The sequence below is a fragment of the Sphingomonas psychrotolerans genome (assembly GCF_002796605.1).
Lineage (GTDB): Bacteria > Pseudomonadota > Alphaproteobacteria > Sphingomonadales > Sphingomonadaceae > Sphingomonas > Sphingomonas psychrotolerans.
This window is the reverse complement of record NZ_CP024923.1, coordinates 1,011,344-1,025,176: the sequence shown is the minus strand read 5'-3', so window position 1 is coordinate 1,025,176 and position 13,833 is coordinate 1,011,344. Positions and strand designations below refer to the sequence as shown.

16 protein-coding genes and 1 tRNA gene are annotated in these 13,833 nt (G+C 65.5%); 9 read left to right on the top strand and 8 right to left on the bottom strand.

The features are described 5' to 3' along the window. Positions 1 to 6: 6 nt before the first annotated feature. The 4 genes from CVN68_RS04535 to CVN68_RS04520 all read right to left on the bottom strand — a co-directional run bounded on the left by CVN68_RS04535 (position 7) and on the right by CVN68_RS04520 (position 4,170). Positions 7 to 987: an AAA family ATPase gene (locus CVN68_RS04535; protein WP_100281149.1), complete on the bottom strand. Its 981-nt coding sequence runs from the start codon at positions 985 to 987 to the stop codon at positions 7 to 9. A gap of 99 nt (positions 988 to 1,086) precedes the next feature. Continuing rightward, positions 1,087 to 2,247 (bottom strand): D-alanyl-D-alanine carboxypeptidase family protein, encoded by a 1,161-nt coding sequence (locus tag CVN68_RS04530; RefSeq protein ID WP_100281148.1) that lies wholly within the window; start codon positions 2,245 to 2,247, stop codon positions 1,087 to 1,089. Positions 2,248 to 2,270: 23 nt separating this feature from the next. Further along, positions 2,271 to 3,140, bottom strand: coding sequence for an SPOR domain-containing protein (locus tag CVN68_RS04525; RefSeq protein WP_100281147.1), 870 nt, complete (start codon positions 3,138 to 3,140; stop codon positions 2,271 to 2,273). After that, on the bottom strand, positions 3,124 to 4,170 hold the full coding sequence (locus CVN68_RS04520) for a lytic murein transglycosylase (protein WP_100281146.1): 1,047 nt from the start codon (positions 4,168 to 4,170) through the stop codon (positions 3,124 to 3,126). Before CVN68_RS04520 ends, CVN68_RS04525 begins: the two co-directional genes overlap by 17 nt. Before the next feature lie 104 nt (positions 4,171 to 4,274). Between CVN68_RS04520 and CVN68_RS04515 the strand changes: the two genes are divergently transcribed. Further along, positions 4,275 to 4,364: transfer RNA gene (locus CVN68_RS04515), tRNA-Ser, on the top strand. Between the two features lie 37 nt (positions 4,365 to 4,401). On the opposite strand, the gene CVN68_RS04510 is transcribed toward CVN68_RS04515, so the two are convergent. From CVN68_RS04510 to CVN68_RS04505, 3 genes are all read right to left on the bottom strand, one after another. After that, positions 4,402 to 4,743, bottom strand: a complete 342-nt coding sequence (locus CVN68_RS04510) for a hypothetical protein (RefSeq protein WP_158298739.1) — start codon at positions 4,741 to 4,743, stop codon at positions 4,402 to 4,404. 156 nt (positions 4,744 to 4,899) lie between these two features. Further along, entirely contained in the window at positions 4,900 to 5,214 is a 315-nt protein-coding gene (locus CVN68_RS23040) for a hypothetical protein (protein WP_158298738.1), read from the bottom strand. 188 nt (positions 5,215 to 5,402) lie between these two features. After that, entirely contained in the window at positions 5,403 to 6,173 is a 771-nt protein-coding gene (locus tag CVN68_RS04505) for a FadR/GntR family transcriptional regulator (protein ID WP_100281144.1), read from the bottom strand. Positions 6,174 to 6,255: 82 nt separating this feature from the next. Between CVN68_RS04505 and manD the strand changes: the two genes are divergently transcribed. The 8 genes from manD to CVN68_RS04465 all read left to right on the top strand — a co-directional run bounded on the left by manD (position 6,256) and on the right by CVN68_RS04465 (position 13,483). Next, complete coding sequence (gene manD, locus CVN68_RS04500) at positions 6,256 to 7,467, top strand: D-mannonate dehydratase ManD (RefSeq protein ID WP_100281143.1); 1,212 nt, start codon at positions 6,256 to 6,258, stop codon at positions 7,465 to 7,467. Between the two features lie 137 nt (positions 7,468 to 7,604). After that, complete coding sequence (locus CVN68_RS04495) at positions 7,605 to 8,270, top strand: DUF6975 family protein (protein ID WP_100281142.1); 666 nt, start codon at positions 7,605 to 7,607, stop codon at positions 8,268 to 8,270. Positions 8,271 to 8,309: 39 nt separating this feature from the next. Next, complete coding sequence (locus CVN68_RS04490; protein ID WP_100281141.1) at positions 8,310 to 9,155, top strand: AAA family ATPase; 846 nt, start codon at positions 8,310 to 8,312, stop codon at positions 9,153 to 9,155. Continuing rightward, on the top strand, positions 9,152 to 9,574 hold the full coding sequence (locus CVN68_RS04485) for a GFA family protein (RefSeq protein WP_100281140.1): 423 nt from the start codon (positions 9,152 to 9,154) through the stop codon (positions 9,572 to 9,574). Before CVN68_RS04490 ends, CVN68_RS04485 begins: the two co-directional genes overlap by 4 nt. A gap of 126 nt (positions 9,575 to 9,700) precedes the next feature. Next, positions 9,701 to 10,207, top strand: a complete 507-nt coding sequence (locus CVN68_RS04480; protein WP_158298737.1) for a hypothetical protein — start codon at positions 9,701 to 9,703, stop codon at positions 10,205 to 10,207. A gap of 79 nt (positions 10,208 to 10,286) precedes the next feature. Then, positions 10,287 to 10,862, top strand: a complete 576-nt coding sequence (locus CVN68_RS04475) for a CHAP domain-containing protein (RefSeq protein WP_100281138.1) — start codon at positions 10,287 to 10,289, stop codon at positions 10,860 to 10,862. Positions 10,863 to 10,899: 37 nt separating this feature from the next. Then, positions 10,900 to 12,294 (top strand): hypothetical protein, encoded by a 1,395-nt coding sequence (locus CVN68_RS04470; protein WP_100281137.1) that lies wholly within the window; start codon positions 10,900 to 10,902, stop codon positions 12,292 to 12,294. 10 nt (positions 12,295 to 12,304) lie between these two features. Continuing rightward, complete coding sequence (locus tag CVN68_RS04465; RefSeq protein ID WP_100281136.1) at positions 12,305 to 13,483, top strand: vWA domain-containing protein; 1,179 nt, start codon at positions 12,305 to 12,307, stop codon at positions 13,481 to 13,483. Positions 13,484 to 13,529: 46 nt separating this feature from the next. Here CVN68_RS04465 and CVN68_RS04460 read toward each other — a convergent pair whose 3' ends face one another. Further along, positions 13,530 to 13,823, bottom strand: coding sequence for an Hpt domain-containing protein (locus CVN68_RS04460; RefSeq protein ID WP_100281135.1), 294 nt, complete (start codon positions 13,821 to 13,823; stop codon positions 13,530 to 13,532). Between the last annotated feature and the right edge of the window lie 10 nt (positions 13,824 to 13,833).

Here is a 13,833-nt window from a genome sequence, read left to right as displayed (position 1 = left end):
TGAACGTCAAGCAGTCCGCACCGATAGGCGCGCGATCAATCCCGACATTTCAAATACGGTCGCCCCGGCATCGAGCGACAGCCCGATCGCCGCCTCCCCCAGTTCGCGCGCCGCGGCATAGGCGTCGAGCGCGGCCCGAAGCGGCTCGCCCGAACGCGTCCGCGCGCGCTCGGCGATGAAGCTCGGCGAGCGGTGCAGGAACGCCTCGTAGCGGGGCTGCGCCGCCTTGGCGCCGAGCAGTCTGGCGAGCCGCGAGCGCACTGCGTTGGAAGGATCGCCGGTCTCGGCGAGCGTCGCCATGTCCCCCTCCAGCGCCGCCAGATCCAGCCCGGCAAAGCCCAGCGCACGCCCCGGCGAACCTTCGCCGGCGCGAACCAGCGCATCGATCTCGCTCGTGCTCGCTTGCGGGAGTTCGGATCGCAGTATCCCGGCGACCTGCTCGGCCGCCAATGCCTCGAACCGCAACAGACGGCAACGCGAGCGGATCGTCGGCAGCAACTGCCCCGGCGCGTGGCTGACCAGCAGGAAGATCGTTCCCGCCGGCGGCTCCTCGAGATTCTTGAGCAGCGCATTGGCGCCGCCGCGCTCGAGATCGTCGATCGAATCGATGATGACCACGCGCCGCGAACTCAGCGAAGGCTTGGTGGCGAACAAGGGCTGCAGGCTGCGCACCTGCGCGATGGTGATCGAGCGGGCGAGCGCTTCGTCGGGCTTGGCGGCATCCTTGGGCAGCCGCACCAGCTCGCGATAATCGGGATGCGCGCCCGCGGCGATCAGATGCGCGGTCTGGGTGGTCTCGGGCACCTCCCAGTCGGGGCTAAGCTTCTGCGGCTCGCTGGCTTCGGCGAGCATCCGTGCGGCGGCGGCTCGCGCGAACGCGCCCTTCCCAACGCCTTGGGGTCCGGCGATCAGCCACGCATGATGGAGCACCCCGCTGGCCATGGCGGCGGCGAGCGCGTCACGCGCGGATTCGTTGCCAAGGAGCATAAGCGGTTTAGACACCAATCGTCATCCCGGCGAAAGCCGGGATCTCAGGTCGCAAGCGCGTCAGGTGGCGCGCGACCCGGGTTTCGCCGGGGCGACGGCTTAGCTGAACAGCGACGTCATCCCCAGCCACACGCGACGAAAGAACCCCGCCTCGCCGACATCGGCTTCCGCCACCAGCGGCAGCGTCTGGGTCGGCATACCCGGCGTCTCGACCACCAGATCTGCGATGTGCGCACCCGCCTTGATCGGTGCCTTGACCGGCCCGAGATAGACGAGTTTGCCGGTCAACTTCGGTGAAGTGCCCGCGGGCACCGTCGCGTTGAGATTGCGCGGCGCGACGACGCCGACGCTGCCCGCGCCGCCGCCCTGCACTTCGACCTCGCCGATCTTCTTGCCCTTCGAGGCGATCGCGAGCGGGCTCCACGCGCGGAAGCCCCAGTGCATGAAGCGCACCGATTCTTCGGCCCGCCCGCCATAGCTGTCGAGCCCGGCGACCACCATCACCAGCCGTCGTCCATTCTGCTCGGCCGATCCGGTGAAGCCATAGCCCGCCTCGTCGGTATGCCCGGTCTTGAGCCCGTCGGCCCCGGCGACGCGGCCGAGCAAGGGATCGCGATTGCCTTGGGTGATCGCGTCGCCTGCGCCAAGCGTCTTGCCCCAGGTGTAGGAGGTACGGCTGTAGAACTGCTTGTAGAGCTGCGGATGGTCCTGGATCGTCGCCTTGGCGAGATGCGCGAGGTCGCGCGCGGTCACGAAGGTGCGGCCTTCGTCGGGCCAGCCGTTCGAGGTGCCGAACTGGCTGTTGCTCAGCCCGATCTTCTTCGCCTGCTGGTTCATCAGATTGACGAAGGCTTCCTCGGTGCCGGCGATCTTCTCGGCGAGCACCACGCAAGCATCGTTGCCCGAAAGCGTCACGATGCCGTTGAGCAGGTCTTCCACGCGCGGCGTCTCGCCGACCGCGAGGAACATCGTCGAGCCCTGCGAATGCCACTTCTTCCACGTCTCGGGAGAGACTTCGGCGGTGTCGGTCAGCTTGAGCTTGCCCTGCTTGATCAGGTCGAACGCGACATAGACCGTCATCATCTTCGCCATCGATGCCGGCGGGATGCGGCGATCGGCATCCTTGGCGTACAGCACCGCGCCCGAGGACAGATCCTCGAGATAGGCGATCGGCGCCGGCGTATCGAAGGGCGGGTTCTGGGCGGTGGTCGGATAAGCGACGGCGAGCGCCAGGATCGATGCAGCAATAAGCTTCTTCATGGCAGTCCGGGTCCCCGGGTTACTCAGTTGACGGCGATGACGCGCGCGTCTCCATAACCCGCGCGTGCGGCCCCGCCCCGCGCTGCATCCGCCTCCCGCCGTGTGGCGAAGGGGCCGAGCTGCACGCGATAGAGCCCTCCGCCCTGCTTTACGGACCCGCCCGTCCTCTGTGCAAGCGCTTGCGCGTTCCGCGCGTTAGAAAGTGCGGCGATCTGAACGTAAAAGCCTGCGCCAGACGCCGGACGGGCCGCGCGGGGCGTCGAGGCCGGCCGCGAATAAGCCGGGCGTTCGATCGGCGCGGGCGAGGCGACGACGGCCGCACCGAGATGTTTGCGCAGCGCATTGAGCAGGACCGGCGGCGTATCGGGGCGCGCCGCAGCCGGGCCGCCCGAGCGCAAGGCGAGCAAATCGCCGGGACCGGCAGCGACCTTGCGTACCCGCACCGCCACGCGCCCGCCGCCGTCATGGCCGAGCTCGCGCGCGGCACCGGGCGAAAGCAGAATCGGATTGCCCGCGCCCGGATCAGTCGCGTTGATCAGCACGACGATCGTCTTCCCATTCTCAAGCGACGTCACTTCGACCAGCGTGTCCTGGGCAAGCGAAGCATGCACCCCGGTCACGCCCTCGCCCTCGCCGATCGCGGCATAGCCGACCTCGTCATAACGCTGCTCGCCCGGCGCCCGCTGCGAGGTTCCGCGCGGCCCGGTCGCATCGGCAGCGGGGTCGGCATAACTATCTTGCGGCGGGGCCGCATAGTCGATCCGCTGCACGGCGCCGGGCGCGGCATAGCCGGCACCCGGCCGATCCTGCGCGGCTTCATGGGCAAAAGCTCGCTCCCCGCCGAAACCGGCGAGGAGGAGAAGGGCTGCGGCTGCGCTAGCGTTCGACTTCATCGGCGAGCAGCCCTACCGATAAAGCGTAAAAATTCGAGCAATTATAATCGAGGATCACGCGATAATTGCCGGTGAGCAGATAAGCGGTCCTTCCCGGCCCGTCGGGCTCGAGCAAGGTCGCCTGGACATTGTCGGCCGGCCAGCCGCGCCCCTGCGGCACCAGCCCCAGCGCACGCCACTCGCCGATCGTCTTCCACCGGCTGTGCCGCTCGTGCACCCGCGGGCAGCGCGGCGGGATGGTGCGGCCGACCACCGCCGCGCGGTTGAATCCCTCGGGCACCCGCACCGCGAGGCCCCAGGGCTGGCCCGGTCGCCAACCCGCATTGACGAAATAATTGGCGATCGACGCCAGTGTATCCGCCTCGCTGCTCCAGATGTCGGCGAGCCCGTCGCCGTCGCCGTCCACTGCGAGCCGCAGATAGACGCTCGGCAGGAATTGCGGCCCGCCGAACGCCCCCGCCCAGCTCCCCACCAATTTCTCGCGCGGCACGCCGCGGTCGATCATCTTGAGCGTCGCGATGAATTCCTCAGCGAACAGTGCCCGCCGCCGGCCTTCATAAGCGAGGCTGGCGAGCGCCCGCGGCAAGTCGAACCCGCCCATCACCCGGCCGTAATTGGTCTCGTGCCCCCAGATCGCCACCATGATCGATTCGGGCACTCCGGTCTCGCGCTCGATCCGCGCCAGTCGCGGGCGCACCCGCTGCCAGGCGGCACGCCCCTGCCCGATCCGCGCCGCATCCACGTGCTTCACGCGATAAGGCTCGAAATTCGAGATCGGCGCATTGGGCCGGGTCTCGGGCTGCTGTCGGTCGAGTTCGACCACGCGCGCATTATAGGTCAGCGTCGGGATCACCAGATCGACCGTGCGCCGGGTGACGCCTTGGGCCAGCGCCTGCCGCGCGAGCGTCTGGAGATAGGCCTGGAAGCCGCTCTCGTCCTGCGCGATCGCCGGCCCCGCCGCGGGGCTCGCCAATATAACCGCCACGGCCAGAGCCGCCACTTTCCCGAAAATCGCACGCAATTTGAGCATGGGGATTTGTGCCACAGCCACGCCCGGGCATGAAGCCCCCTTGGCGTGCAGGTGATCAAGATTTTCTGGCGTACTGCCGCGCGGCGCGATAGCGGGGCGTCAGCGGAGAGGTGGCCGAGTGGTTTAAGGCAGCGGTCTTGAAAACCGCCGTGGGTGCAAGCTCACCGTGGGTTCGAATCCCACCCTCTCCGCCATCGCCGAATCAATTAGGGTGTGAATGGCTTGGCAGGCTTAGCTCGCGGTGATGCCAATAAATGCTAGCCATCCGTGACGGATCGCGTAACCGACAGCCTTTCCACCTAAATCTATGATAGCATATGCGGACGCGGCCAATCCAATACCTTTTGCCACGACCCCATCCACGCTGCGCTCCACTTTGACGAGGGCAGTCGATCTTGTCGTCTTCAATTTTTTGTCTAGTGTAAGCTCGACAACATCAGAGAAAAATTTAACTTTGCAGACGGTGGACGCGTGAAGTCTAGCATATTCCTTCTGCCTGAATAGCTCAACTTCATCCTTCCCAAGGACGAAATCTCGCCGAATGCCGCCGTTGACCTCCATCAGCTTCTGCATATGAGGAGTACCGACGTAATTCTCACCATATATGCCGAACAAAATTCCTGCGATGTTTATACGGTTATCGATATCGATTGACGGCGCATTGCGTCCCGTAAGGACATAGTATCTATGCGCGAGAGTCTCGAACCCGTAATGAATATTTATCATATTTCAGTGCAACCAGAGATCGCCGCTATGGTTTTGAACAAAACTGTAAAAATCCTCTAGAAGTTTAGTCTCTATCTCAAGAAACTTACCCTCTATTTCATCCTTAGAAATATGTATTTTTTCAGCTACAAGGTGTGCTGCAAAGCTGACGGTCTGATCATTATCAAAGTCTTTTATGACGATGTTCGATATGCTGGGAGATAAGCTCTCCCGATCATCATAGAGACTTTGGCAGGCATAATGGATCACAAGGCAGCGACCGCTGTTCCTGCGGATCTTGGACAGGGCATCGCGGGAACGATTAAAAGCGATTGCCATTATGCCACTGCCATCGTTGCCATCTTGGCTCCCCAGTCACGATGCAAACCATAAGCCACGGCTCAGCATGCGCAAGTGACGCGCTTTGAGACGGCAGCCTCGCAGTATTCTGGGACTAGATCCTCGATGGTACTGGTAGGAAATTGGACCCGCTCTTATCCTGAGGGACGACGCCGGTCAGGCCAATTCTAAACCGACCCGATCTTCAACCGCCGCGCCACGCTGTCCCGACGCGCGTCCAGCTCGCTGCGCGCGCGCTCCATCACCTCGAGCTCGGTCGCCTCGAGCAGATCGTCGACCACTCCGCGCAGATGGCGCCGCATCGCGGTGCGCGCCGCGTGCGGATCGCGTGCGCGCAGTGCCGCGACGATCGGCCGATGCTCCTCCACTCGCGGAGTGATCCCGCCGCGTTTCGCGCGCGCGAACATATTCGCCGCCAACGGCGATCTTGTGCGCAGTTCCCACAGATATTCGATCACGCTACGGATCGCGGCATTGCCCGTCGCATTGGCGATCGCGAGGTGAAAGCGGTGGTCGGCGTCCATCACCGAGGGTTCGTTCGAATCCTCCGCCGCCATTTCCACCAGCAGCGCATCGATCTCGTCGAGCTGCTCGTCGGTGATCGACACCGCCGCCAGCGCCACCGCCTCGCCTTCGAACAGGATGCGCGCCTCGGTCAGGTCGAACGCCCCGACATCGAAGTTGAGCGCATCCTCACGCTGCCCGGTGCCATGGTCGCGGAGCGTGACGTACAGGCCTGAGCCGTGCCGCGCTTCGATCCAGCCCTTCATCTCGAGCGCGATCATCGCCTCGCGGATCGTCGGGCGGCTGACGCCATATTCCTCGGCAAGATCGCGCTCGCCGGGCAGCCGCGTGCCGGGCGACCAGCGCCCCGCCTCGATCGCCGCGGTGATCGACGCCGCGACGCGCTGATACAGCTTGTTGCCCTTGATCTTCATAACGTCCTCACCGCGCCACCCTAGGTTGACAGCATAGCGGTCACAAGGAGATATTGGCCTGACCACTTTTCGAGGAATCCCCTTGCCCCGCATCACTTCCGCGCGCGTGATCGTAACCTGCCCCGGCCGCAATTTCGTGACGCTCAAAATCGAGACCGACGAAGGCATGTACGGCGTGGGCGACGCGACCTTGAACGGCCGCGAGCTGGCAGTGGCGAGCTATCTCGAGGATCACGTCATCCCCTGCCTGATCGGCCGCGACGCGCACGCGATCGAGGACATCTGGCAATATCTCTACAAGGGCGCGTACTGGCGCCGCGGCCCGGTGACGATGTCGGCGATCGCCGCGGTCGACATGGCGTTGTGGGACATCAAGGGCAAGATCGCCGGGCTGCCGGTCTATCAGTTGCTCGGCGGCGCGGCGCGCGAAGGCTGCATGGTCTATGGTCATGCCAATGGCACGGACGTGGCCGAGACGATCGAGCGCGCACGCGAATATCTCGAACAGGGCTACAAGGCAGTGCGACTCCAGTCGGGCGTCCCCGGCCTCGCCGCGACGTATGGCGTCTCGGGCGAGCGCTTCTATTACGAGCCCGCCAAGGGCTCGCTCCCCGAGGAGACCTTGTGGTCGACCTCGAAATATATGCGCCACGTCCCCGAGCTGTTCGAGACCGCGCGGGACCAGCTCGGCTGGGATGTCCATTTGCTCCACGACGTCCACCACCGGCTGACGCCGATCGAGGCCGGCCGGCTCGGCAAGGATCTCGAGCCCTATCGCCTGTTCTGGCTCGAGGACGCGACGCCCGCCGAGAATCAGGCCGGCTTCCGCCTTATCCGCCAGCATACCACCACTCCGCTCGCGGTGGGGGAGATCTTCAATTCGATCTGGGACGCCAAGCAACTGATCGAGGAGCAGCTGATCGACTTTATCCGCGCCACCGTCGTCCATGCCGGCGGCATCACCCATCTGCGCCGTATTGCGGGCCTCGCCGATCTCTATCAGGTCCGCACCGGCTGCCACGGCGCCACCGATCTTTCGCCGGTCAGCATGGCGGCGGCGCTCAATTTCGGGCTGTCGGTGCCCAATTTCGGCATCCAGGAATATATGCGCCACACTGAAGAGACCGACGCAGTGTTCCCGCATGCATATTCGCTGTCGAACGGCCTGATGCACCCCGGCGACAAGCCCGGCCTGGGGGTTGACATCGACGAAGCACTGGCTGCGAAATACGAATATAAGCGCGCCTATCTCCCGGTGAACCGGCTCGAGGACGGGACGATGTTCAACTGGTGAGGCAGGGCGAGCGCCCACCCACAATCCCGCGCCAAATAGTAAATTCGGCATCAACCACGTATTTACGTGCTTCGGTATACCCCCGGCTTGCATAAGGGCGCACCGGTACTTCCGGTATCTCAGGAATATGGGGGCATATGCCGTTCGATACCGCACAGATTGCCCGTCTCGGTGGCACATGGGGAGCAATGGGATCGCTCGTCGCCTCCGATGGCAGCGCGAATCACCCCTGGCTCCAGCGCATCGCCCGCCATCCCGAGCCCCTGCGCGACCTTGCCGATGCCGCGCATTTCATCTGCGTGCTCCATGGCCGCCATCCGGGAGTCGTGGATTATGCGCTCGATCATGCCCGGGTCTCGCTCGAGCGTGACTGGCTCGAGGCCGCGGCAAATGCCTTTTCCACCGAACGCGCCTATCTCGTCCGCATCGTCGCCGCCGCCGGGCCGCTGCCCAGCACTCCCGGCCATTCGGAATCGGAGGCCGCCGCACAGGCACAGCGCCATGCGCTCGACATGCTCGCCCAGTCCGATCGTGCCGGCTGCGCCGCCGGTGCCGCGCTCGCGCTGGCGATCGACTGGGCGACGATCCGCGCGGTGCTCGACGCCGTCGCCGCACGACTGGGCCTCACCGTCCCCGTCTCGACTCTCCCGCTAGCCGAAGAGACGGTCAGCGTCGTCGACGCGCTCGCCCGCGAAGGCGCGATGGAACGCGCGATGCTGTTCGGCGCGCAACAGGTCTTCGCCCAGCATCGCGGTCTGTGGGACTTGCTCGAATCCCGCGCCAGCGCCCGCGCTCGCGCCTGAAGCTTGCGCGGGAGCACCCTGCCCTCCTAGGAAGCGTCCATGCGCTTCGAAGGTACCCAAAGCTATGTCGCGACGGAGGACCTCAAGGTCGCCGTCAACGCGGCCGTCACGCTCCGCCGCCCGCTGCTCGTCAAGGGCGAGCCGGGCACCGGCAAGACCGTCCTCGCTTATGAAATAGCGAAAGCGGTGGGCGCCCCGCTGATCGAGTGGAACGTCAAGTCGACTACCAAGGCGCAGCAGGGCCTCTACGAGTATGACGCGGTCGCCCGGCTGCGCGACGGCCAGCTCGGCGACGAGCGAGTCCACGACATCGCCAATTATATCCGCAAGGGCAAATTGTGGGAGGCGTTCACTGCCCCGCAAGTCCCCGTCCTGCTGATCGACGAGATCGACAAGGCCGATATCGAATTCCCCAACGACTTGCTCCAGGAGCTCGATCGCATGGAATTCCACGTCTACGAGACGAAGGAAATGGTCCGCGCCGCCGAGCGCCCGATCGTAGTGATCACCTCAAACAACGAGAAGGAACTGCCCGACGCTTTCCTGCGGCGCTGCTTCTTCCACTATATCAAATTCCCCGATCGCGCCACGATGCAGGCGATCATCGACGTCCATTTCCCCGGCATCCAGAAGGTCCTCGTCGCGAAGGCGATGGACATCTTCTACGACATTCGCGAGGTACCCGGCCTCAAGAAGAAGCCGAGCACGTCCGAATTGCTCGACTGGCTCAAACTACTTCTCCACGAAGAAATGCCGCTCGACGTGCTCCAGTCTAAGGACCCGAGCAAGGCGATTCCGCCGCTCCACGGCGCATTGCTCAAGAACGAGCAGGACGTGATGCTGTTCGAGCGCCTCGCCTTCATGAGCCGGAGGCAGACCAAATGAGCCGCTACACCGGACGCTGCGCCTGCGGCGCGGTCACTGCGGCGATCGCGGGCGACGCGATCCAGGTCCGCCAATGCTGGTGCCGCCAATGCCAGCAGATTGCCGCCGGCTCGCCGACCACCAATGCCATGTTCGCCACCGATGACTTGACGATCCACGGCGACCTCACCGAAACTTCCTATGTCGCGGCGAGTGGCAACACGCTCACCCAGAGCTTTTGCGGCAAGTGCGGCACCCAGGTGATGGGCAGATCCTCGGCACGCCCGCAATTCCGCACCTTGCGGCTCGGCTTCCTCGACGTGCCCAACGATCTCGCCCCGCAAGTCGCGATCTGGACCGAGGATGCGCCCGCCTGGGCAGTGATCGACCCCAAGCTCGAAGTGTTCCCCCGCCAGCCACCCCCGCCGCCGACTGCCTGAATGCCCCCGGAAAACCTGGACGCGCTAACCGAAACGAGCCGCGCGGCCGAAGTTGAGCCGCGGTGGCGCGGCTACGCCGATTATTGCGGCCTTCGCGCACGCGGGCTTCGCGCCGAGGCGTTTCAAGTGCTCGACGGCTTCCTGGCCGACGCCGCGGACTGGTCCCTCGCCGAGCGCGTCGCCTTCGCGAAATGGGTCATGCGTGCGTCGGGCCATGAACAGCGCAGTCCGCGCGTGCCCGCCCCGCTCATCCGGCGACTATTGGCTCCGGCCGCCGCTGAACAGGCCCACAACGAGCCGGGCGATGCGGAAGCGCAATTGCTGCTCGCCGTCCTCGGCGATCCCTCCGGAGCGCAGCCGGTCGATCGCTACCGCGCCGCGGTGGCGCTCGCGCCGGCGAACGCGATGATTGGCCGCGTCTTCGTGCGCGCGGTGCTCGACTGGACCGACTATGCGCAGCACGAACTGCCGTGCGGCTATCTCGGCGACCCCGAGGAAGATGCCGGGTTGCTCGAACAGGCGATAGCCTCCGCAAATGCCTTTGGTCTCGGCGTGCCGACAGCCGATCTGCTCGCGCACCGGCTCGCATTGGCACGCGCGGCCATCGCCGGCCGCATTCCGGGCGGGGAATGAAGCCACAAAGACGGTTAACCCATTTTTAACTGCTTCCCGATACCCGGTGCTTGGGGGGGTATCTGTAACGGTACCCTGTATGCGTCGTAGCTTCGCGTTCTCAGTCCTGCTCGCCGCCGCCACGCTGGCGGCCGTTCCCGTGCAGGCGCAATCGCTGCTCGAATATGTCGGTCAGTGCGTGCCGTTCGCGCGCGCCGCCTCGGGCATCCAGATATATGGCGACGCGTGGACGTGGTGGGCGCAAGCCGATGGTCGCTATCAGCGCGGGCAGAAACCCCGCATCGGCGCCGTTCTCGCCTTCGCGAAGAGCGCCCGCCTCCCCCTCGGCCATGTCGCGGTAGTCAGCCGCATCGTCGAAAAGCGCGTGCTGATGGTTACCCATGCCAATTGGTCGCGGCTCAACGGCGCGCGTGGCCATGCCGAGCAGGACGTCACGCTGTTTGACGTCTCGCCGCGCGGCGACTGGAGCCAGGTCAAGGTCTGGTACCGCGACACCAATGGGCTCGGCAGCTCGATCTATCCCGCGCACGGCTTCATCTACGGCCTGCCCGATCCGGCCGCCGGCAAGGCAGTCCGCCCCGCCCGCCCCGCGGCCGAACTGAGCAGCCGCCAGCCCGATTATGTCGGCTCGCTGATCGACGCCTATGCCCGCTGACTTGTGCGCCCTGCAGCGCTGAAGCAATAATACCGGCATGCAGGGGGCCCGCGTCGACGGAAGGTATTGGTGGCTGCTCGGCGCGATCGTGCTGCTCGGCCTTGGCTTGCGCATCGCCGGTGCGCAAGGCGCGCTCTGGCTCGACGAGGCGTGGTCGGCGAAGCAGGCGCACGACGCCGGCACCCCGCTCGGCGTGTTCCTCAACATCAACCACGACAACAACCACCATCTCAATTCGCTGTGGATGCAGCTGGTCGGCTTCGACGCGCCGCCGCTGCTCGCCCGCGCGCTTTCGATCGTCACGGGGACGCTCGCGATCTTCGTCGCAGCCTTGATCGGCGCGCGCCGCAGCCCCTCGCTTGGCCTGATCACGGCTTCGCTGTTCGCGATATCCCCCATCCTCGTCACCCTCGGCTCGGAGGCACGCGGCTATGCGCCGATGTCGCTCGCCCTGCTGAGCGCGATCCTGCTGGTCGACCGATGGCTCGCAGGCGAAGCTGAACGCAGCCCGGCCCTCGCGCTGGCGATATGCTTCTTCCTCGGCGCCTTTTCGCAGCTGATCATGGTCTTCGGCTTCTGCGCAATCGCTGGCTGGATGTTCTTCGCGCTGTGGAAGCGCGAGTCGCTCAAGACGGCTTTGGTCGGCACCACCCGCCTGTTCCTACCCTCGGCAATCGCGCTCGGCCTCGTCGGCGCGACCATCCTCGGCGCCGCCGCCGCGCACACCGGCTTCAATTTCGGCCGCTACGATACCTACAGCACGATGGAACTGCTCCACGGCGTGTCCGAGATGGTCCAGTACACGCTCGGTTTCCCGGTGGTCAGCATCTGGTGTTTCGCCCCGATCCCGGCGCTCGTTATACTCGCCCCTTCCGCCGGCGTCTCGCGCATCGGCTTCCACCGCCTCGCGATCCTCGCTTTCCCGCTGGCGCTGGTATTGCTCCGCTCGGGCAATGTCGCGCACCCGCGTTACTATCTACTCGTCGGTATCGCGCTGCTGATCCTGATCGCCGAGTTCGTCTGGCTCGGCTGGCGCGCTGGCGGCTGGAAACGCTGGCTGGCCGGCGCCGCGCTCGCCGCGATCACCGCCGCCAGCCTCGCCTGCGACATGGACCTCGCGATCAACCGCCGCGGCGATGTCGGCGCTGCGATCCGCGCGATGCAGACCCGTGCGCCGCAGGGCACCGTGCTGCTCCTCGATCGCGAGCCCGGCATCGCCACCCTCGAGGCCGCCGCCGCCTCGGCGCATTATCCGCTCAAGGTCCAGCTCGCCGACTGCACGGCCGCCCCCTTCTTCTTCGCCGATCGCTTCAAGGGCGAGGAGCCCCCCGGCGCGATCGCGCTCTGCGGCGCCCGCTTCACTCCGATCGCCGCTGCGCGCGCCCACGGCATGTCGGGCACCCACTGGACGCTCTACCAGCGCCAGCCCTAGAAGGGCGGCCATGTTCTTCTCCTTCCTCGACGAGCTGCGCGCCGCAGGCATCCCGGCGAGCCTCAAGGAGCATCTCGTCCTGCTCGAGGCACTCGACCGCGAGGTGATCGAGCACACCCCCGAGGCATTCTATTATCTCGCCCGCGCCACCTTCGTTAAGGACGAGGGCTTGCTCGATCGCTTCGACCAGGTCTTCGCCAAGGTCTTCCGCGGCATCGCCACCAATTATGGCGTCGCCCCCGCCGAGATCCCCGAGGAATGGCTCAAGGCGATCGCCGAGAAATTCCTCACCCCAGAGGAGATGGCGGCGATCCAGTCGCTCGGCTCATGGGACGAGATAATGGAGACGCTCAAGCAGCGGCTCGAGGAGCAGCACGAGCGGCACCAGGGCGGCAGCAAGTGGATCGGCACCGGCGGCACCTCGCCCTTCGGCAATGGCGGCTACAATCCCGAGGGCGTCCGCATAGGCGGCGAGGGCAAGCACGGCCGCGCGCTCAAGGTCTGGGACCAGCGCGAGTTCAGGAACCTCGACAGCACCAAGGAACTCGGCACCCGCAACATCAAGGTCGCGCTGCGCCGTCTGCGCCGCTTCGCCCGCGAAGGCGCCGCCGACGAGCTCGACATCGACGCGACGATCGACGGCACCGCGAAGCAGGGCTGGCTCGATGTGCGCATGCGCCCCGAGCGCCACAACGCGGTCAAGCTATTGCTCTTCCTCGACGTCGGCGGCTCGATGGACCCATTCGTCAAGCTCTGCGAGGAGCTATTCTCGGCCGCCACCGCCGAGTTCAAGAATCTAGAATTCTTCTACTTCCACAATTGCCCGTACGAAGGCGTGTGGAAGGACAATCGCCGCCGCTTCACCGAGCGCACGCCCACCTGGGACGTGCTCCACAAATATGGCCACGACTATAAACTGATCTTCGTCGGCGATGCCTCGATGAGCGCTTACGAGATCAGCCACCCCGGCGGCTCGGTCGAGCATTTCAACGAGGAGGCGGGCGGCGTCTGGATGCAGCGGCTGGTCAACACCTATCCCGCCGCGATCTGGCTCAACGTCCTTCCCGAAGCACATTGGGGCTACACCCAGTCGGTGCAGCTCATCCGCGGGCTGATGCAGGACCGCATGTACCCGCTGACGCTGGCAGGTCTCGACGCCGCGATGCGCGAGTTGAGCCGAAAGCGGTAGAATCCGCCCACGCGAAGCGGGGGAAGATTTAGTCAGGCGGCCCTCGTTAAAGCCGGTCGATCGCCCGGTGCAGCCGCCGCAGCACGGCGCCGTCATGCGCCGGCCCGGTCACCGCTTCCGCGGCCAGAGCCATCAGCCGCACCGCGCCGAAGCTCGCCGCCAGCCCCTTGAGCCGCAACGCCGCAGCCGCCCACGCATCGGGCGTCTCGGCCGACTTCATCGCACCGACGCAGCGCTTCACGCTGTCGAGGAAGGATTCGCGCAGCTCGGCGATCAGCTGGGGCTCGTCGCCCACCGCCGCCGCCAGCGTCGCATCGATTGCACCCGGGTCATATGCCATGCCCCAGCGC